The organism is Acidaminococcus hominis, from assembly GCF_900291475.1.
Classification (GTDB): Bacteria; Bacillota; Negativicutes; order Acidaminococcales; family Acidaminococcaceae; genus Acidaminococcus; species Acidaminococcus hominis.
This window is the reverse complement of sequence record NZ_OLMM01000005.1, coordinates 301,244-318,279: the sequence shown is the minus strand read 5'-3', so window position 1 is coordinate 318,279 and position 17,036 is coordinate 301,244. Positions and strand designations below refer to the sequence as shown.

18 protein-coding genes and 2 tRNA genes are annotated in these 17,036 nt (G+C 53.7%); 1 reads left to right on the top strand and 19 read right to left on the bottom strand.

The window, feature by feature from the left end:
• Positions 1-12 precede the first annotated feature (12 nt).
• Genes speB through C7E10_RS07880 form a run of 3 tightly spaced genes read right to left on the bottom strand, consistent with a single transcriptional unit; the run spans position 13 to position 3,217 of the window.
• Complete coding sequence (speB, locus tag C7E10_RS07890; protein ID WP_105326779.1) at positions 13-882, bottom strand: agmatinase; 870 nt, start codon at positions 880-882, stop codon at positions 13-15.
• The gene (speE, locus tag C7E10_RS07885) at positions 869-1,738 is read right to left on the bottom strand and encodes a polyamine aminopropyltransferase (protein ID WP_105326778.1); all 870 of its coding nucleotides are present in this window, start codon (positions 1,736-1,738) and stop codon (positions 869-871) included. The genes speB and speE overlap by 14 nt, the downstream gene beginning before the upstream one ends.
• 18 nt (positions 1,739-1,756) lie before the next feature.
• A complete protein-coding gene (locus tag C7E10_RS07880) occupies positions 1,757-3,217 on the bottom strand; it encodes an aminotransferase class I/II-fold pyridoxal phosphate-dependent enzyme (protein ID WP_105326777.1) in 1,461 nt (486 codons plus the stop codon).
• A gap of 549 nt (positions 3,218-3,766) precedes the next feature.
• On the opposite strand from C7E10_RS07880, the gene C7E10_RS07875 reads away from it, so the two are divergent.
• Positions 3,767-4,282 carry an SRPBCC family protein gene (locus C7E10_RS07875; RefSeq protein WP_105326776.1) on the top strand — a complete coding sequence of 172 codons (516 nt, stop codon included), beginning with the start codon at positions 3,767-3,769 and terminating at the stop codon, positions 4,280-4,282.
• A 68-nt stretch (positions 4,283-4,350) separates the two neighbouring features.
• Here C7E10_RS07875 and C7E10_RS07870 read toward each other — a convergent pair whose 3' ends face one another.
• The 16 genes from C7E10_RS07870 to C7E10_RS07795 all read right to left on the bottom strand — a co-directional run bounded on the left by C7E10_RS07870 (position 4,351) and on the right by C7E10_RS07795 (position 16,960).
• Positions 4,351-5,586: a [Fe-Fe] hydrogenase large subunit C-terminal domain-containing protein gene (locus C7E10_RS07870; protein ID WP_105326775.1), complete on the bottom strand. Its 1,236-nt coding sequence runs from the start codon at positions 5,584-5,586 to the stop codon at positions 4,351-4,353.
• A gap of 155 nt (positions 5,587-5,741) precedes the next feature.
• Entirely contained in the window at positions 5,742-5,930 is a 189-nt protein-coding gene (locus C7E10_RS07865; protein ID WP_105326774.1) for a ferredoxin, read from the bottom strand.
• Between the two features lie 209 nt (positions 5,931-6,139).
• Positions 6,140-6,215: transfer RNA gene (locus C7E10_RS07860), tRNA-Ala, on the bottom strand.
• A 42-nt stretch (positions 6,216-6,257) separates the two neighbouring features.
• Positions 6,258-6,701 (bottom strand): RrF2 family transcriptional regulator, encoded by a 444-nt coding sequence (locus tag C7E10_RS07855; RefSeq protein WP_105326773.1) that lies wholly within the window; start codon positions 6,699-6,701, stop codon positions 6,258-6,260.
• Between the two features lie 121 nt (positions 6,702-6,822).
• Positions 6,823-7,479 (bottom strand): hypothetical protein, encoded by a 657-nt coding sequence (locus tag C7E10_RS07850; protein ID WP_105326772.1) that lies wholly within the window; start codon positions 7,477-7,479, stop codon positions 6,823-6,825.
• 96 nt (positions 7,480-7,575) lie between these two features.
• Positions 7,576-7,651: transfer RNA gene (locus C7E10_RS07845), tRNA-Ala, on the bottom strand.
• 44 nt (positions 7,652-7,695) lie between these two features.
• Positions 7,696-8,604, bottom strand: coding sequence for a CvfB family protein (locus C7E10_RS07840; protein WP_105326771.1), 909 nt, complete (start codon positions 8,602-8,604; stop codon positions 7,696-7,698).
• Positions 8,601-8,954, bottom strand: coding sequence for a ribosome silencing factor (rsfS, locus tag C7E10_RS07835; protein ID WP_105326770.1), 354 nt, complete (start codon positions 8,952-8,954; stop codon positions 8,601-8,603). The genes C7E10_RS07840 and rsfS overlap by 4 nt, the downstream gene beginning before the upstream one ends.
• A gap of 40 nt (positions 8,955-8,994) precedes the next feature.
• Positions 8,995-9,975 carry an LCP family protein gene (locus tag C7E10_RS07830; RefSeq protein WP_105326769.1) on the bottom strand — a complete coding sequence of 327 codons (981 nt, stop codon included), beginning with the start codon at positions 9,973-9,975 and terminating at the stop codon, positions 8,995-8,997.
• Positions 9,976-9,977: 2 nt separating this feature from the next.
• Positions 9,978-10,565, bottom strand: a complete 588-nt coding sequence (gene yqeK / locus C7E10_RS07825; RefSeq protein ID WP_105326768.1) for a bis(5'-nucleosyl)-tetraphosphatase (symmetrical) YqeK — start codon at positions 10,563-10,565, stop codon at positions 9,978-9,980.
• Between the two features lie 37 nt (positions 10,566-10,602).
• Positions 10,603-11,214, bottom strand: coding sequence for a nicotinate-nucleotide adenylyltransferase (gene nadD / locus C7E10_RS07820; RefSeq protein WP_105326767.1), 612 nt, complete (start codon positions 11,212-11,214; stop codon positions 10,603-10,605).
• A 143-nt stretch (positions 11,215-11,357) separates the two neighbouring features.
• Positions 11,358-12,134, bottom strand: coding sequence for a histidinol-phosphatase HisJ family protein (locus tag C7E10_RS07815; protein ID WP_105326766.1), 777 nt, complete (start codon positions 12,132-12,134; stop codon positions 11,358-11,360).
• Between the two features lie 14 nt (positions 12,135-12,148).
• Positions 12,149-13,258: a redox-regulated ATPase YchF gene (gene ychF, locus C7E10_RS07810; RefSeq protein ID WP_105326765.1), complete on the bottom strand. Its 1,110-nt coding sequence runs from the start codon at positions 13,256-13,258 to the stop codon at positions 12,149-12,151.
• A gap of 151 nt (positions 13,259-13,409) precedes the next feature.
• Entirely contained in the window at positions 13,410-14,582 is a 1,173-nt protein-coding gene (locus C7E10_RS07805; protein ID WP_105326764.1) for a type III PLP-dependent enzyme, read from the bottom strand.
• 297 nt (positions 14,583-14,879) lie between these two features.
• On the bottom strand, positions 14,880-16,154 hold the full coding sequence (gene serS / locus C7E10_RS07800; protein ID WP_105326763.1) for a serine--tRNA ligase: 1,275 nt from the start codon (positions 16,152-16,154) through the stop codon (positions 14,880-14,882).
• Positions 16,155-16,219: 65 nt separating this feature from the next.
• A complete protein-coding gene (locus C7E10_RS07795) occupies positions 16,220-16,960 on the bottom strand; it encodes an NAD-dependent protein deacylase (RefSeq protein ID WP_105326762.1) in 741 nt (246 codons plus the stop codon).
• Between the last annotated feature and the right edge of the window lie 76 nt (positions 16,961-17,036).

The following is a 17,036-nucleotide window of genomic DNA, read 5'->3' as shown; positions in this document are numbered from 1 at the left end:
GTCCTAACCTGCTTATTTCAGATTCTTTTTTTCCAGGGCCAGCAGCAGTTCCCGCACCACTTTGCAGGCCACTGCCGTGGAAGCCCCGCTGGCATCCAGCATGGGTGCCAATTCGTTGACATCACAGCCTACTACCCGGGTCCGGCTTACCAGCCGCAGGGCATTCAGCAGCTGCATAAAGCTGACCCCGCCGGCTTCCGGCGTACCGGTTCCCCAGAACACCGAAGGATCCAGGCAGTCCAGGTCGATGGTGAAATACACCGGCACCTGGCTTTGTTCCAGTTCCCGGACCAGTTTTTCCAAACCGCCGAAGCTGAAAGGATGCAGGTCCGTATGTTCCCTGGCAAAAACCCACTCGGAGCGTTCCCCGCTGCGAATGGCAAACTGATGGATTCTTCCATCTCCTATCATATCATAACAGCGGCGGATTACACAGGCATGGCTGAGTTTTGCCCCCAGATAATCCTCCCGCAGGTCCGTATGGGCATCAAAATGAATGATATGCAGCTCCGGATACTTTTCCTGTACGGCCCGGAAAGCTCCTAACGTCACCAGATGTTCCCCGCCCAGCATAAAGGGCAGTTTCCCGTCCTGGACAATGGTCCGAGTCCGGTCCTCAATATCTTTCAGCGCCGCTTCGGAACTGCCAAAGCATAATTCCAGGTCCCCGCTGTCAAAGACCTTGCAGTCTTCCAGGTCCGCGTCCTGGTAGGGGCTGTAGGTTTCCAGCCCAAAGCTTTCGTGGCGGATAGCCGCAGAACCAAAGCGGGCGCCGGGCCGAAAGCTGGTGGTAGAGTCAAAGGGTGCCCCAAACAGGACGATTCTGGCTTCTTCATAGGGCGTATCACAGGCCAGGAAGGTTTCTACATTAGTCTTCAGCATCTTTATTCTCCACCTCCTGCAGCATTTCCTCCAGGAAGGCCGGCAGCCAAAATGCGCCTACGTGCAGCCGGGTGGTATAGTACCGGGTGTGCATGTTCAGGGCTTCCCAGGCCGGGGCATCCAGGTCATTGATGGGATGGTACTTCTTGCTGGCAAAGCCAAAGGTCCAGTAGCCGGCTGCATAGGTGGGGATATGGGCCTGGTACACCTTGCTGATGGGGAAGGTGCTGACAATCCGCTGGTGGCTCCGCTGCATGGCAATGGCATCTTCCTTGTAGAAGGGACTGCCCTGCTGGTTGACCATAATGCCGTCCTCCCGAAGGGCGTTGTAGCAGCTGCCGTAAAATTCCCGGGTAAACAGCCCTTCCGACGGGCCAAAGGGGTCCGTGGAATCCACAATAATCAGGTCGTAGGAATTTTCGCAGTGGCGGATGAATTTCAGGGCATTTTCAAAATAGATATGCACCCGGCGGTCATCCATCCGGCAGGCGTTGCCCGGCAGGTAGTTCCGGCAGGCTTCCACCACCATGGGATCCATTTCCACCAGGTCAATCTTCTGCACCCGGTCGTAGCGGGTCAGTTCCCGGACCACGCCCCCGTCCCCGGCGCCGATGACCATGATATCCTTGATGCCCTTGTGCACCGCCATGGGCACGTGGGTAATCATTTCATCGTAAATAAATTCGTCCCGTTCGGTGAGCATCACGTTTCCGTCCAGGGTCAGTACCCGGCCAAATTCCGGGGTTTCAAAAATATCGATTCGCTGAAAATCACTCTGCTTGGAAAACAGGTGACGGTTGACCCGGATGCTGTGCTTCACGTCCGGGGTATGAAATTCGCTAAACCACATTTCCATAATTGCGCTCCTTCTGGCTTAGGCCAGTACATTCAGGTGCTTCAGCTCCGGATCTTCAGACCCGGTCATGCTGCAGCCCTTCTCTTTGGCGTACTCAATATGCCGCAGGATTTCTCCTGTAATTTTTTCTCCAGGGGCCAAGAGAGGAATGCCCGGAGGATAGCACATCACAAATTCGCTGCACACCCGCCCTTCGCATTTTTCCAAAGGCAGGCTTTCCTTGGGGGCGTAGAACGCTTCCTGGGGGCTCATCACCACCACCGGCTCCACATATTCCTGGCTCAGCATGCCGTTAGGATCCTTCTGGTAGCGGCGGCGGATTTCCGCCAGGGCGCTGACCAGCCGTTCCAATTCCTGGATTCGGTCCCCCATGGACAGGTAGGCCAGGATGTTGCCGATATCCCCAAACTCTATCTGGATATCGTACTCGTCCCGGAGAATATCGTACACTTCGATGCCTGCCAGGCCAATATCCAGGGTATGGATGCTCAGCTTGGTGCTGTCAAAGTCAAAAACCGAATTGCCGTTCATCAATTCCCGGCCAAAAGCATAGTAGCCGCCAATCTGGTTGATTTCCTGCCGGGCGTATTCCGCCATATCCACCACCTTGTGGAAGATTTCCTTGCCCTTCAGGGCCAGCCGGCGACGGCTGATATCCAGGCTGGACATAAGCAGGTAACTGCCGGAGGTGGTCTGGGTCAGGTTGATGATCTGCCGCACATAGCCGGCATGCACCTTGGGCCCGGTCAAAAGGAAGCTGGACTGGGTCAGGCTGCCGCCGCTTTTGTGCATGGAAATGGCTGCCATATCGGCCCCGGCTGCCATGCCGGACACCGGCAGGCCGCTGCCAAAATAAAAGTGGGTGCCGTGGGCTTCATCCACCAGGCACAGCATCCCCGCCTTGTGGGCCATATCCACAATGGCTCTCAGGTCGCTGCAAATGCCGTAATAGGTGGGGTTGTTCACCACCACGGCCACTGCATCGGGATTTTCCTGGATGGCCTTGGCCACCGCTTCCCGCTTCATGCCCAGGCTGATGCCCAGCCGCACATCCACATCTGGATTTACGTACACCGGAATAGCCCCGCACAGCACCAGGGCGTTCAGCATACTTTTATGGACATTTCGGGGCAGGATAATCTTATCCCCCCGTTTACAGGTGGAGAGAATCATGGACTGCACCGCGCTGGTGGTACCGCCCACCATCAGGAAAGCCTGGGCTGCTCCGAAGGCATCGGCAGCCAGCTTTTCCGCTTCCCGGATGACGGAAACCGGATGACACAGGTTGTCCAAGGGCTTCATACTGTTTACATCCACCCCAACACACTTTTCTCCCAGAAATTCCGTCAGTTCCGGATTGCCCCGGCCCCGCTTGTGGCCAGGTACATCAAAGGGAACCACCCGCATTTTTCGAAAGCGTTCCAGGGCTTCGTAAATGGGCGCCCGATTCTGATCCAACTTAGTCTTTTTTTCCAACATGTTTTCCCTCCCCTGGTATTTCCTCAAAACAAAAAAGCAAGCTGCCCCCTTGGCAGCTTGCGTGAATTTCCTGCAGCAAAAAATTTACGAAAGACAGAGTCCCTGCAAATTCAATCGGTTTCAGGACGGAGATCAGAGTCTATATAGCAATTCAACTTTTACTACTCTTATTGACCGTTTCACAAGTCTGCGCACAGACGCATTGCGGTTATGAAGTAACCAACTTATAAAATTTGAGCTTTCAACTCAATCAATAAGGCTGCAAACCAGTTGCCGCCAAAATCGGCAGTGGACCCGGCTGTCCGTATGGCCTTAACCTTCCAGGAAGGTGGTCCTAAAAATTGCTTTGAAAAGACTCTTTCGGTTCCTTTCAAATTGTTAAAATTGTAGCATAAAAAAATAGTTGTTGTCAATTATTCCTTTTTCTATAGTATCTTTTTAGGTACTATCATACAAAAAAGTGCATTCTTCATTTTTATAAAGTTTTGCGCTATGATACTTCCAGAAAACCTACAGCCCCCTGGGCTGCCCTATAAGGAGGAAATTATTATGCTGCATGAAATTCAATGGCCCCAGGACTACCTGCCCGGCACCACGGACAACTTTGCTTCCAACGAGGTCATCGTCCAAAATCTTACCGCTGCGGAAGTCTTCTCCACCCTGTTGGATACCAGTCTGTGGAACAGCTACTACAAAAACGCTTCCGACGTCCACTTTTACAATGAAGCCGGCCCTCTCCTGTCCCCCCATACCCGCTTCTCCTTTAAGACCTTCGGGTTCCCCATTGAGGCGGAAATCGTCGAATTCGCTGCTCCCAGTGAGGGGCAGCCCGGCCGTCTGGCCTGGCATGGCTGGGCTGAAGGGGATGCCGCCCATCGCCTGGATGTAATCCACGCCTGGCTTATTGAAGACCTGCCCCAAAACCGGGTGCGGATCCTGACCCAGGAATCCCAAAAAGGCGAACCCGCCAAAGAGCTCCACAACTCCGAACCCGACACCATGAACATCGGTCACCAGGACTGGCTGAAAGGCCTGGTCCGGACGGTCCAGGCCGCCCACAAATAAAACCAGGTAGTCCCCACGGACGCAGCCCAAAAAAGCACCTGCCGGCTTTCGCCAGCAGGTGCTTTTGCTTAGTCCATTTTCCGGTCAAACAAATCGCTCTTGGTCAGGAATTCCTCTACTGTGGGGAAACCCAATTTTTTCAAAAGCTCAATCACGTAGGGATTATCCCCGGGAGTCTTGGCCATGGCCTGGCGCCCATAGGCTTCCACATTGGCCTTGCCTTCTTCCTTGCTGATAAGAGCCTTGGGGCCGCCTACGCAGCCGCCCTTGCAGCCCATACCTTCAAAGAAGTTTCCTTCCCGGTTGCCCTTCAAGATATCGTCAATCATGGCCCGGCATTCCGGCACACTGTCGGCCCGGCGGGTCTTGATCTGGATTTTCCGGTTGGGGTTCAGCTGATGGACCGTACGGGATACCGCTTCCGCCACCCCGCCGGCAAAGGCATAGCAGATGCCCGCCCGGGAAGCATGGGGTACATCTTCTTCCGGCAGGCTGGCCAGATCCAGTTCCGTAGTGGAGAACAGATCCCGGAGTTCCTCGTAGGTAAGCACGTAGTCAATGGCGCCCTTCAGGTCGGGTTCCTTCATTTCCGCTTTTTTGGCCATGCAGGGTCCAATAAATACCGTAATGGCATCGGGATGGAGCACCTTAATGGTCCGGCCCCCGGCAATCATGGGAGAAACAGAACCGGGCACATTGGGCAGCAGCTGGTGGTACAGCCGCTTGATCATGGCAATCCACATAGGGCAGCAGCAGCTGGTCAGCTGGAAGTCGTCCTCACTTTTGATTTTCTTGTCAAATTCCAAGGCTTCCTTCAGCGTCAGGATATCCGCAAATACCGCCACTTCCAGCATCCCGGAAAAGCCCAGGATCTTTAAGGCCGTGCGCAGCTTGCCCGGGGAAACGTCCGGACCAAACTGGCCGGAAAAAGCCGGTGCCACCAGGGCATAAATGGGGGTCGTAGCCTTTTTCAGGGCTTCCACCACCGGAATGATGTCCTTTTTGGTTTTCAGGGCTTCCAGCTTGCAGGCGTCCACACAGGCTTCACAGCCCACGCATTTGTCATCGTTGACCTGAACGCCGTCCGGGCCCTTTTCCAAAGCGCCCCAGGTGCAGCGGTCCGTACATTTGTCCTGCTCCTCCGGAGGGCACAGGCAGGGCTTGGTCCGCCAAACCACCGGGGTATTTTCAGGATGGGCCAGGCAGGCAATCATCCGGGGATCCCCGTTGTCCACCTTTTTGGGATCCTTGCCTTCGGCGGCCCGCTTCAGCATTTCCTTATATAATTCGTCCAATGTAAGCATGTGTCTTTTCTCCTCTTATTTGCTAACCAACCTTGGTTTCTCTTATTATACCTAATGCCGCCCTCCAGCACAAGAAAAAGGGGCCGGGAGCGCAAAGCTCCAAGCCCCTGGGGCGGAAAACTGCTTTCTGCCCGGGTATGCGGTTGGGTTTCCCCTTAGTCCACTTGTTCAATGGCCCCAGCAGGACAGCCGTTCATGGCATCCTGGGCAGCCCCTTCCTGATCTGCCGGTACGGCATCCGGAATGGCCTCAGCCACACCTGCATCCGTCATATGGAAAACGGCGGGACAGGTTCCTTCACAAAGACCGCAGCCGATACAATTTTCATTGACTTTAAATTTCATAATAACACTCCCCTGTTTCTTTCCTGGTCAGCAGGACCGCTTCCCCGTGGAGGCTGCCGCCCTGCCCTTTTGACTGTAGCTTAACAGACTCCAGGGGGAAAGTACGTTGTTTTTACAACATTTTTAAAAATTTCCCCAGGAAGTTCCAAGCAGCTTTAGGCCAAATAAAAAAATCCGCTTCCCTCGGAAACGGATCTTGCCACCCAAATTGGTGGAGCATAGGAGGATCGAACTCCTGGCCTCAAGATTGCGAACCTTGCGCTCTCCCAGCTGAGCTAATGCCCCATGAGCCCTATTATAATACGAAAAAAACAGCAGCGCAAGGGATTAGCCTTGGGCTGCTGCCATTTTCTGCAATTTCTGCTTCTGTTTTTCTACCAGGTCTGCCAACGTGGTATGGTCCACAATGGTGTCCACTGCATCCTGAATCTCTTTCCACAGGTCCAGGGTAACACATTGCTCTGCCCGGCTGCAAATTTCGTGGCCCGGTTCCAGACAAGCCACCGGCGCCAGGGAACCTTCCACCGCCCGGATGATTTCTCCTGCCGTATAGTCCTTGGGTTCCCGCACCAGGCGGTAGCCGCCTTGGGCCCCCCGGGCGCTTTTTACCAATTTTGCCCGGGACAGTTGGGTGATAATCTGTTCCAGATATTTTTCTGAGATTTCCTGCCGCTGTGAGACACTTTTGATAGGGACATACGAATCTGTGCCGTTGAGCGCCAGGTCAATCATCAGGCGCAGGGCATACCGCCCTTTAGTTGAAATTTTCATAATGCCTCCCTTAGGCTGCCAAACAGCCTTGCTATTTCCTATAATCTTACTATATAATTCTCCAAAAGAAAAGAGAGAATTGCCTAATGTTTACTAGGAATTCTCTCTTTTTCTTATATTGTTATTCTACGACTTCCAGGGGCATCTCCTGGAGGGCTGCCTGACGGGCTGCTGCCCGGCTGCGGCTTTTTTCTCCGGAGGTAACCGTTTTGGGCATGCGCTGGGCGATAATCTCACTGATTCTTTGATTGGCCTTGTCCACCGCTTCCATGACCACACCCCGGTTGCCTATGCCGCCAATAAAGGTGGTGCTGTCCGCCTTGATGGACAGCCGGCCGCTGTACAGGTACTTGTCCCCGGCCACGTCTACAATCTTAAAGGGAACCTGGGTGGTCATTTCAATACCGTGGCTGAACCAGGAGCTTTTTTCCTTCCGAATGAAGGGCTGGGCTTCCGCGTAAAGCACGTAATCCACCGGTTCATTGCCCAGGGCCCGGATAATGTCGCTGCGCTCAGCGGTGTAGATATCGTCGATGCCCTGTTCCTGAAGCTTTTTCATCACGTTTTTCCCATCCACCCACACGTAGGTAGATGCTGGCAGGGCCGCCTTGAAGTTTTTCATAAACTTCTTGTCGATAGCCTTATTGTAATCGGTTTCCGCATGGTTCTGGTACAACACCACCACAACGGGTTTGCGGCTAGTCCGTTCAGCGGCAAAGGCCAGGCTGCCGGCAATCACCAAAAGAGCCGCTGCCAAAAGAGCAATACGCTTCCACATGGTATCCCTTCTTTCCTTACAGATGCCGGGATGCCCCGGACTTTTTCTGGTACAAAAAAGGTGCTGTGATCATTCACAGCACCCTGATTTTTTCATTGGTGGAGACAAGGAGGATCGAACTCCTGACCTCTTGCATGCCATGCAAGCGCTCTCCCAGCTGAGCTATGCCCCCAACGACTTGCTTATTATACAATGCACTTTCGTTTTTTGTCAAGCCTATTTTTTAGAATCTGGCTGAATCAGCGTGGTCCAGCCATTCTCCTGCTTTACCTTGCCTTCCTTCATCAGCCGGCCCAGAGCCCGCTTGAAGGCAGCTTTGGAAATAGAGAAGGCAGCCTGGATAATTTCCGGCGGCGTATCGTCCGTGTAAGGCATGGTTCCCTGGCGTTTTTCCAAAAGGGCCAGGATCCGTTCACTGTCCGTTACCATGGCCTTTTCCTTAACTTCCCGCAGTGACATGTCCACCCGTCCGTCCTCCCGGACGAAGGTAACCCGGCCGGTAACCTTTTGGCCAAAGTCCAGCCGCCCCCCCGGCACCTCATCCCGGTGGATGAAGGCCAGGTACCGCCGTTCCGTCAACAGGAAGAACCCTTCCGGCAGGATGTTGTACACCGTCCCGGTGAGCTGGTCCCCAACTTTTACGTCCTTGGCAGGCACGGAAGCCCGAATCATGTCGTCTTCCACCCGCATGGTAACGGCCTGCCGGCCGCTTTTGTCCCGGTACAGTTTTACCCACACCAGCTGCCCCGGAGACACATGGCCCCGCATTTCGCTGTAGGGCAGGAAAATGCCCCGTTCAGCCCCAATGTCCACAAAGCCGCCCTTCCGGGTTACGGACAGGACCTTCACGTACCCCAGCTGGCCTTCCCGCATTTTGGGAAGCTTCATGCTGGCGGTCATTCTCCCCTTGGTATCCAGGTACAAATACACCTTTACCACATCTCCGGCCTTAACCGGAGCCGTCTGCTGGTGCTTATGCAGCAGGATATCGTCGGAGGTATTGCCGGTGCCTGCATCCAGAAATGCGCCGGCTTCGCCAATCCGCACGGCCTTCATTTCGCATACATCACCTACCCGGTAGCGGCCAACGGTCTTGACCGTTACGGGTTCTTTCTTGTTCATCATGCTTCTGTCTCCGTATAACTTTCGCTGGGAGCATCTGCCCACAGCTGTTCCAGGTTGTAGAAATTCCGTTCTGCTTCCCGGAAAATATGGGCTACGCAGTCGCCGTAATCCAGCAGAATCCAGCTGCCTTCGGCATAGCCTTCCTTATGCATGGGCAGGCGGCCCTGTTCGGCCAGCTTGTCCTCAATATTGTCCGCAATGGCCCGCACCTGGGTGGTGCTGGAAGCGGAACAGATCATGAAATAATCCGTTACCGGGGAAATTCCGGTCATGTTCAGCAGCAGGATATCCTGTGCTTTTTTGTCTGCAGCAGCTGCCGCAATCTTGTTGGCCAATTCTTTTTCTGTCATACAATCACTCCTTACTTCACTTCTCGCATCCATCATCACATTAATCTTCAGTAATCCGCTTATGAGGGATTTTCAGTTCATCCAGGGTTGCCCCAATCTTGCTCCGGGTAGTCACCCAATAGCTCACCCCGCCAATGGTGGCAAAATCGCCTTCCAGACTGGCAGACTGGACCCCGTTTTCGCCAAACATTCTCAGACAGTTGGCTGCCTTCACCATGCTGAGGAAATCCATATCCGTATGGACGTAGCGGGTAGCCGTGGAAATCAGCATGGGCATCTTCATCATGTTGCCCATGGTAAAGGCCTGCTTGGACAGGGCCTTCAGGAACTTCTGCTGCCGCTCCACCCGGCCAATATCGCCCATTTCGTCATGCCGGAACCGCACATACTCCCCGGCCTTTTTCCCGTCCAGGTGCTGGAAGCCCTTGTTCAGGTGGATTTCCAGGTCCGCATAGGGATCCTCGTAGTTCATATTCTTTTCCACGTCCAGGTCCACACCGCCCAGCATATCCACCACTTTGATAAAGCCCTGCCAGTCCACCTGCATATAAAAATCGATGGGCACCTGGAGCAGGTTGGAAACCGTCTGCTTGGCCAGCTTCACCCCGCCGTAGGCATAGGCGGCGTTGATTTTATCATAGCCGCTGTGGCCGGGAATATGCACCCGGGTATCCCGGGGCAGGCTCAGCACGGACACCCGGTTCCTCGCCGGGTCAAAGCTCACCAGCAGCATGGCATCCGTCCGCTTGGGGGCATTCTTGTCAAAGTCTTCGCTGTCCCCATCATCCGTACCCAAAAGCAGCAGGTTGATGCGTTCAGAAAAGGCTTCCTCGGACAGGTGGTCTTCCTTTTCTGTCTGCACCGCCACTGGATCGGTCCGAAAAAAGCGGTTGTAGATTCTCATGCCGGCAGCAAAACAGCTGCCAAAAAGGGCCAGAATCAGAACAAGGCAAAAAAACAATCGCCCTTTACGCAGCCGCTTCTTGTAATGCGGCTTGCCAGCATTGTTCTCTTCTGTCATAGTCAACTCCTGTTATTCTTTGGTTTTTTCAGCTGGATGGCCAGTTCGTTGTAGCCGGCCAGGCAGTCCGGGTGAATCAGCAGCTGGGAACCCAGCAGGTATTCCATGGTATTGGCGTAGGCCGCCAGCATGGTAGTTTCCAAGCTCTTTTTGGCCATTTTCCGCATTTCCTCCACTTTGGGGAAATCCCGGGCCGGCTCCAATAAATCCGCCAGGTAGATGACCATGCACAGGGGGCTCATATGGGCAGCGCCTGTGGTATGGTACCGGATGGCATTCAAAATATCCGGATCCGTTACCCCAAATTCGTGCTGGGCGTAGTATTTGCCCAGTTTGGAATGGATCAGGATGGGCTGACAGCGTTCAATTTCGTCCAGGTCAATGCCCAGTTCTTCAGCCTTGGCGATAAAATCCCGGGTGGGAATCTGCCGCCCGCTGTCATGGATCAGGCCGGCAATGGCGGCCTTCTTTTCGTCCACCCCGTGAATCCGGGCCAGGCGGATGGCGGTTTCACAAACTGCCACACTATGTTTAAACCGTTTTTCCGGCAGCTCTTTTGCCAGCCGCCGCTTCATTTCTTCCAGTTCCATATTGCCCTCACTTCCTTATAAAGAAAGACAGAGACCCCTACCCCTGGTAGAGCTCTCTTTGTCTGATGTAATCGGCTACTGCCTGGGGAACCAGGTCCCCAATGGCTTGTCCTGCCCGGACCCGCTGGCGGATCTGGGTTGAAGAAATATCGATTTCCGGCGTATCCACCCACACAAGCCGGGTAAGGCCCTGCCGGGCCAGCGCTCTCGTCACCTTTTCCTTGTAAGGGGCAAAACCAGGCCGGGCCGCTGCCGCAAAAATGCTGCAGCGCATGGCCTCCCGAATCCGGTGCCAGGTAGGCAGCTGTTCGGCGGAATCCGCCCCAATGAGAAAGTACAGGTCATAATACCTATGGTAACGGCGGTACAGCTGGTGCAGGGTGTCCACCGTATAGGAAACGCCCCGCCGGCGCAGCTCCCGGTCCGAAACCGTAAAAAGCGGATGCCCCTGAATCCCTAATAGGGTCATGGCCAGGCGATCCGGCGAAGGGGAACACTGCTGCTGCAATTTGTGGGGCGGCAGGTAATCCGGGATAAACAGGATTCGGTCCAGCTTCAGCTGCTGCTGCATGGCTTCAGCAATTGCCAGATGTCCCTTATGGATCGGGTCAAAGGTCCCGCCAAAAATTCCCAGCCGCATACGGCCCATACACTTCCCCACCTTTTAAACAGGATGATACTAGTGTATTATATCAGGCTAGGCCCCGTAAAACAAGCAAGGAGCCGTGACAATTGTATGGCAGCAGCCAAAAATGGCAGAAAAAAACAGGGACCCGAAGGCCCCTGCTGCTTTTATTCTTGGCAAAGCTGCCGTTTCCGTTCTTTGTAGTATACCAGCTGCAAACCTGCCGCATCGGCAATGGCCTTGCCCACCGCCAAATCCCGGCCTACGTGCTCCGGATAATGGGCATCGCTGCCCAAGGTAGCGTAGCGGCCCCCCAGCTGGGCAAACCGGTTGTACAGCTCCTGCAAGGGCGGAATCACCTGGGGGTTGCCCAGACGCCGGGTGTTGATTTCCAGGGCCTTGTCCTGCTCAATCAGCAGGGTGAAAACCTTATCCCACAGCTCCGGATTGTCCTTGTAATACAGATTGGGATCCGGGTAGGGCATATACCGGCAGATATAGTCCAAATGGCCGTAGGAATCAAAATCCGGGTGCAGCTCTAGGCAGCGCACGGAGTCTTCCAGATAATCCCGGACGGCCTGCTCCTTGGTCATTCCCTCATAGGTGGAAGGTTCGTACATATCCTTCCCCAAAAAGCAGTGCATGGACCCCACCACCTCGTCAAAGGGATGGGCGGCGGTCATTTTCCGGTCTTCCTCAATGGCCTGGGGCTGAAGGCCCACTTCGATGCCCAGCAAAATCTGTTCCGTCCGGTAGGGGGTATTCTTCCGGAAATAATCGTCAATATCGAACAGGAACATTTCCGGATTGGTGGGGTAATACCGGTCCCAGTGCTCCGTCAGAATGAGCCCGATATTTAACGCCTTGGCCCGTTCGATGGCCTGGGGCAGGGTCATCTCTGCATCACAGGAATAGTCGGCATGGGTATGGGTATCATACAGCATGGTTGTCATCTCCCTTATACGTTAAAGCGGAATTCCACCACGTCCCCATCCTGCATGATGTAGTCCTTGCCTTCCAGCCGTACCAGGCCTTTTTCCTTGGCAGCCTGTTTGGAACCGCATTTAACCAGATCCTCGTAGGAGACGATTTCCGCCCGAATAAACCCTTTTTCAAAATCGGAATGAATCTTACCAGCAGCCTGGGGAGCGGTAGAGCCCTGGACAATGGTCCAGGCCCGGGATTCCATTTCCCCGGCGGTAAGGAAAGTCTGTAAGCCCAGCAGCTTAAAGCCGGCTTTGATCAGCCGGTCCAGACCTGCTTCCGTCAGCCCTTCCATTTCCAGGTATTCCTTGGCTTCCGCTTCCGGCAGTTCGGCAATTTCTTCTTCCACCTTGGCAGAAATCACGATAACCTGGGCATGTTCCTGGGCCGCATAATCTTCCAGGGCTTTCACATAGGGATTGCCGGAAGCATCAGCCGCTTCTTCCTCGGACACATTGGCTACGTACAGAATGGGCTTCAGGGTCAAAAGATCCAGTTCCTTTACCGCGTCCTTTTCGTCCTCGGTGAGTTCCATCCGGCGGGCAGGCACGGCGTCGCCCAGGCCGGCAGAAATCTTTTTCAGCACTTCTGCCCGGGCAGCGGCTTTCTTGTCCCCGGATTTCATCAGCTTCTGAACCTTCACCAATTGCTTGTCCACGGAATCCAGGTCCGCCAGGCACAGCTCCGTATTGATGATTTCCACGTCCCGGACCGGGTCAATGGAACCTTCCACGTGGGTAATGTTTCCGTCTTCAAAGCAGCGCACCACTTCAGCAATGGCGTCCGTCTGCCGGATGTGGGACAGGAACTTGTTGCCCAGGCCTTCTCCCTTGGATGCACCTTTCACCAGCCCGGCAATATCCACAAAACGCATGCCGGCAGGCACAATCTTCTTGGAATGGAACATCTCGCTGAGCACCTTCAGGCGCGCATCCGGTACGTCCACCACCCCTACGTTGGGCTCTATGGTACAGAACGGGTAGTTGGCTGCTTCAGCACCTGCCTTGGTAATGGCATTGAATAGTGTACTTTTTCCTACGTTGGGCAACCCTACAATACCCATTTCCAAATTGGTAGAACTCATGAATCATCTCTCCTTATTTCTATCTGTTATGATTGATCTCCGATACAGATGCTACTATTGTAACACAAGAATGGCAAAGCCTCAAAAGAAACCCGAAAACAAAAAGCCCTTTCTGCCGGATACTTCGGCAAAAAGGGCTCTAGGGGAAAGCTTATACCGCCAGCTGCATTTTTTCCAGGCCCAGCTCCGCCTGGACTTCTTCCCAGACCACAATCCGGGCTTTCTTAAAGCCATTGAAGGTGGTGGCGGAAGCAGAAGTATACGCCCCGCATACCGGCACCAGCAGCAGATCCCCCACTTCCAGGGGTTCCGTCAGCTTTCCCCGGAACATAATATCCAGGGAGTCACAGCTGGGGCCGGCAAAAGTAGCCGGAATCTTTTTTCCGCTGTTTTTGAAGCTGATCAGTTTGAAATCCCATTGGTCAAAGATTACCCCGGAAAACGTGCCGTAAATGCCGTCGTCCAGGAAATACCAGGTCTGGCCATTGCGTTCATTGACGCCGATAACCCGGGTAATCAGGTTCATGGCCGTACCGCACAGGTACCGGCCCGGTTCGGCCCAGATTTCCAGGTCGGAGAAGTCTTCATTTAGCCGGGCTGCTATCTGGTCCAGCAGAGCGGACAGGTTGTAGTGGACGCCGGTTTCCGGAATGGGCATACCTCCGCCAATATCCAAAATGCGCATGGTAAGACCCTTGGCCCGGGCCTGCTGCATGAGTTTTTTGGTAATATCCAGGGCCAGCAGATAGGGATCCGCCACCACCGTCTGGCTGCCCACATGGAAGGCCACCCCGGCCATATCCAGGCCCGCAGCCTGGGCCTTCAGCATCAGGTCCAGCGCCTTTTCCAGGGGTGCGCCAAATTTCTTGTTCAGGTCCACATGGGCCTTGGGGTTATCGATGCGCAGCCGCAGGAGAACCGTGGCTCCCGGGCAATGCTGGGCAATCTTTTGGATTTCCGATTCACTGTCAAAGGTCATATGGGTTACACCGGCATCGGCACAGGCCTTAAAACCGGCATCAATCTTAATGGGGTTGGCGTAGATCATCCGGTCCCCGGCCACGCCCAATTGGGAAAGGGTGCGGATTTCCCCGTCACTAGCTACGTCAAAACTGGAGCCTTTATTGATCAGCAATTCCAGGATCCGCAGATCCGGATTGGCTTTCATGGCATAATGAATTTTTAGCTGCGGAATATGAGCCTGCAGCAGATCATAGTTTTTCTCCACCTGGTCCAGGGAAAGCACCAGCAGCGGAGTCTCAAAACGTTCTGCCAGACTGGTTACGGCTTCTTGGGACAATTGGAAAAAACTTTGTTCGTTCATGTAACATCCCCCTTTGGCCCAGCAGGGCCTGTGCAAATTTCGTTATCATTATACAGCAAATCAGGGAAAGTACAAGAGGAAAATTGAGGAAAACAAAGGAGTTTTGAGGACTTTAAAGGAGTTTCACGAAAAATATGCATAGTTCATTTTTAAGTCACTTAATACCCTTAAATGCGTAAATTCCTCGAAATAGCGCATAAGAAGAACTCCGAGGGCGTCCTACCTCCCCTAGAAGAAAAAACAGCGCCTGCCCCGGAAGGCAGACGCTGTATATTTATCCAATTAGAAAATTTTTGCTCAGATACCCTTAATGACGTCGCAGCCCATGTACGGACGCAGCACTTCCGGCACCACCACAGAACCATCGGCCTGCTGGTAGTTTTCCAAAATGGCAGCTACGGTACGGCCTACTGCCAGCCCGGAGCCGTTCAGGGTATGTACGTATTCCGGTTTGGACTTGCTGTCCCGACGGAAGCGGATATTGGCTCGTCTGGCCTGGAAGTCTTCCGTGTTGGAGCAGGAAGAGATTTCCCGGTATTTGCCCTGGGCAGGGAACCAAACTTCAATATCGTAGGTCTTGGCAGCGGAGAAGCCCAGATCGCCGGTGCACAGGCAAACCACATGGTACGGCAGTTTCAGGGCTTGGAGGATCCGCTCAGCATCATTGGTGAGTTTTTCCAGCTCGTCATAGCTGCTTTCCGGAGTGGTATATTTCACCATTTCTACCTTGTGGAACTGGTGCTGACGAATCAGGCCCCGGGTATCCCGGCCGGCAGAACCGGCTTCAGCCCGGAAGCAGGGGGTCAGTGCCGTTACGTAGATGGGAAGCTTGGACCCATCAATGATTTCGTCCCGGTAGTAGTTGGTCAAAGGTACTTCGGCGGTAGGAATCAGGTACATATCCTGGTTTTCCACCTTGTACATATCTTCCTTGAATTTCGGCAGTTGGCCCGTACCCGTCATGGTAGCGGCGCTGACAATGTACGGAGGAATCACTTCCGTATAGCCGTCCTTCTGGGTATGCTGGTCCAGCATGAAGTTGTAGACCGCACGTTCCAGATGGGCACCGGCACCCATATAGTAATAGAACCGGGCACCGGAAACCTTGGCAGCCCGTTCAGCATCCAGGATGCCCAGGTTTTCGCCAATTTCCCAGTGGTTTTTCGGTTCAAAATCGTATTTCGGCAGTTCGCCCCATTTCCGCACTTCGGGGTTTTCACTATCGTCCTTGCCTACCGGAACATCTGCTGCAGGCATATTGGGAATGGTCAGCATAATGGCGTGCAGACGGGATTCCACATCCTTCAGCTTTTTATCGCCTTCGGAGATTTTGTCACCCAAAGCGCGCATGGCCAGGATTTTCTCCGTAGCATCTTCTCCGTTTTTCTTCATTTGGCTGATCTGGGCGCTGACCGTATTCCGCTGGCTCTTGTCAGCTTCTACTTCCTGCAGCAGGTCTCTGCGCTCTTGATCCAATTGTTTGAATTCGTCCAAGTCCATCTTCGATTGACGATTTTTGATGGCTTGAAGTACTTTGTCCGTATTTTCCCGAACAAATTTCAAATCTAGCATAGTTATACCCCCAAAATAATTGCGTCATTTCTCCCATTATAGCACAAAAGCCTAGGAAAAATCACCTATTCCGGCAGTGCGGACAGGACTTTCCCAATGCTGGCGGGAATAATCAGGTTGGCCGTACTGTCGTAGGACGTACTGCCTTTGTTGATCAGGATCAGCTTATGCCCCTTGTAATAGCGGATCAGCCCAGCTGCCGGATACACCACCAGCGAGGTACCGCCTACAATCAGGACGTCTGCCTGGGCAATATAGGCCACAGCCTTTTCCAGCACGTCCATATCCAGTCCTTCCTCGTAGAGCACCACATCCGGCTTGATTAGCCCGCCGCAGGCATCACAGTAAGGCACTCCCTGGGCCGCCTTCATATAGTGGGCATCAAAGAATTTGCCGCATTTGGTACAGTAGTTCCGGTGGACACTGCCGTGAAGTTCCAGCACATTTTGGCTGCCCGCTGCCTGGTGCAGACCATCGATATTTTGGGTAATCACAGCCTTGAGCCGCCCGTTTTTCTCCCACTGGGCCAGCTTCAGGTGGGCTGCATTGGGTTTGGCCTCCAGGGCCAGCATCTTATCCTGGTAAAACCGATAAAATTCCTCTGTATGTTCCTGAAAAAAAGTATGGCTCAAAATGGTTTCTGGAGGATAGGCATATTTCTGGTTGTACAGTCCATCCACACTGCGGAAATCCGGAATACCGCTTTCCGTGGAAACTCCGGCGCCTCCAAAAAACACAATGTTATGGGATTGGCTCACCCAATCCGCCGCCGTTTCAATATTCTTTTGCAGTTGTTCCTGCTCCATACCAGCGCCTCCCGTAGCATATTTTTCAGATACCTTGCTTGCATATCATATTTCCATTATACGGCAATTCCTCGCC

Coding starts and splice junctions, on each gene's coding strand:
- speB (WP_105326779.1), bottom strand. CDS start 882: ATGCTGAAGACTAATGTAGAAACCTTCCTGGCCTGTGATACGCCCTAT.
- speE (WP_105326778.1), bottom strand. CDS start 1,738: ATGGAAATGTGGTTTAGCGAATTTCATACCCCGGACGTGAAGCACAGC.
- C7E10_RS07880 (WP_105326777.1), bottom strand. CDS start 3,217: ATGTTGGAAAAAAAGACTAAGTTGGATCAGAATCGGGCGCCCATTTAC.
- C7E10_RS07875 (WP_105326776.1), top strand. CDS start 3,767: ATGCTGCATGAAATTCAATGGCCCCAGGACTACCTGCCCGGCACCACG.
- C7E10_RS07870 (WP_105326775.1), bottom strand. CDS start 5,586: ATGCTTACATTGGACGAATTATATAAGGAAATGCTGAAGCGGGCCGCC.
- C7E10_RS07865 (WP_105326774.1), bottom strand. CDS start 5,930: ATGAAATTTAAAGTCAATGAAAATTGTATCGGCTGCGGTCTTTGTGAA.
- C7E10_RS07855 (WP_105326773.1), bottom strand. CDS start 6,701: ATGAAAATTTCAACTAAAGGGCGGTATGCCCTGCGCCTGATGATTGAC.
- C7E10_RS07850 (WP_105326772.1), bottom strand. CDS start 7,479: ATGTGGAAGCGTATTGCTCTTTTGGCAGCGGCTCTTTTGGTGATTGCC.
- C7E10_RS07840 (WP_105326771.1), bottom strand. CDS start 8,604: ATGATGAACAAGAAAGAACCCGTAACGGTCAAGACCGTTGGCCGCTAC.
- rsfS (WP_105326770.1), bottom strand. CDS start 8,954: ATGACAGAAAAAGAATTGGCCAACAAGATTGCGGCAGCTGCTGCAGAC.
- C7E10_RS07830 (WP_105326769.1), bottom strand. CDS start 9,975: ATGACAGAAGAGAACAATGCTGGCAAGCCGCATTACAAGAAGCGGCTG.
- yqeK (WP_105326768.1), bottom strand. CDS start 10,565: ATGGAACTGGAAGAAATGAAGCGGCGGCTGGCAAAAGAGCTGCCGGAA.
- nadD (WP_105326767.1), bottom strand. CDS start 11,214: ATGGGCCGTATGCGGCTGGGAATTTTTGGCGGGACCTTTGACCCGATC.
- C7E10_RS07815 (WP_105326766.1), bottom strand. CDS start 12,134: ATGCTGTATGATACCCATACCCATGCCGACTATTCCTGTGATGCAGAG.
- ychF (WP_105326765.1), bottom strand. CDS start 13,258: ATGAGTTCTACCAATTTGGAAATGGGTATTGTAGGGTTGCCCAACGTA.
- C7E10_RS07805 (WP_105326764.1), bottom strand. CDS start 14,582: ATGAACGAACAAAGTTTTTTCCAATTGTCCCAAGAAGCCGTAACCAGT.
- serS (WP_105326763.1), bottom strand. CDS start 16,154: ATGCTAGATTTGAAATTTGTTCGGGAAAATACGGACAAAGTACTTCAA.
- C7E10_RS07795 (WP_105326762.1), bottom strand. CDS start 16,960: ATGGAGCAGGAACAACTGCAAAAGAATATTGAAACGGCGGCGGATTGG.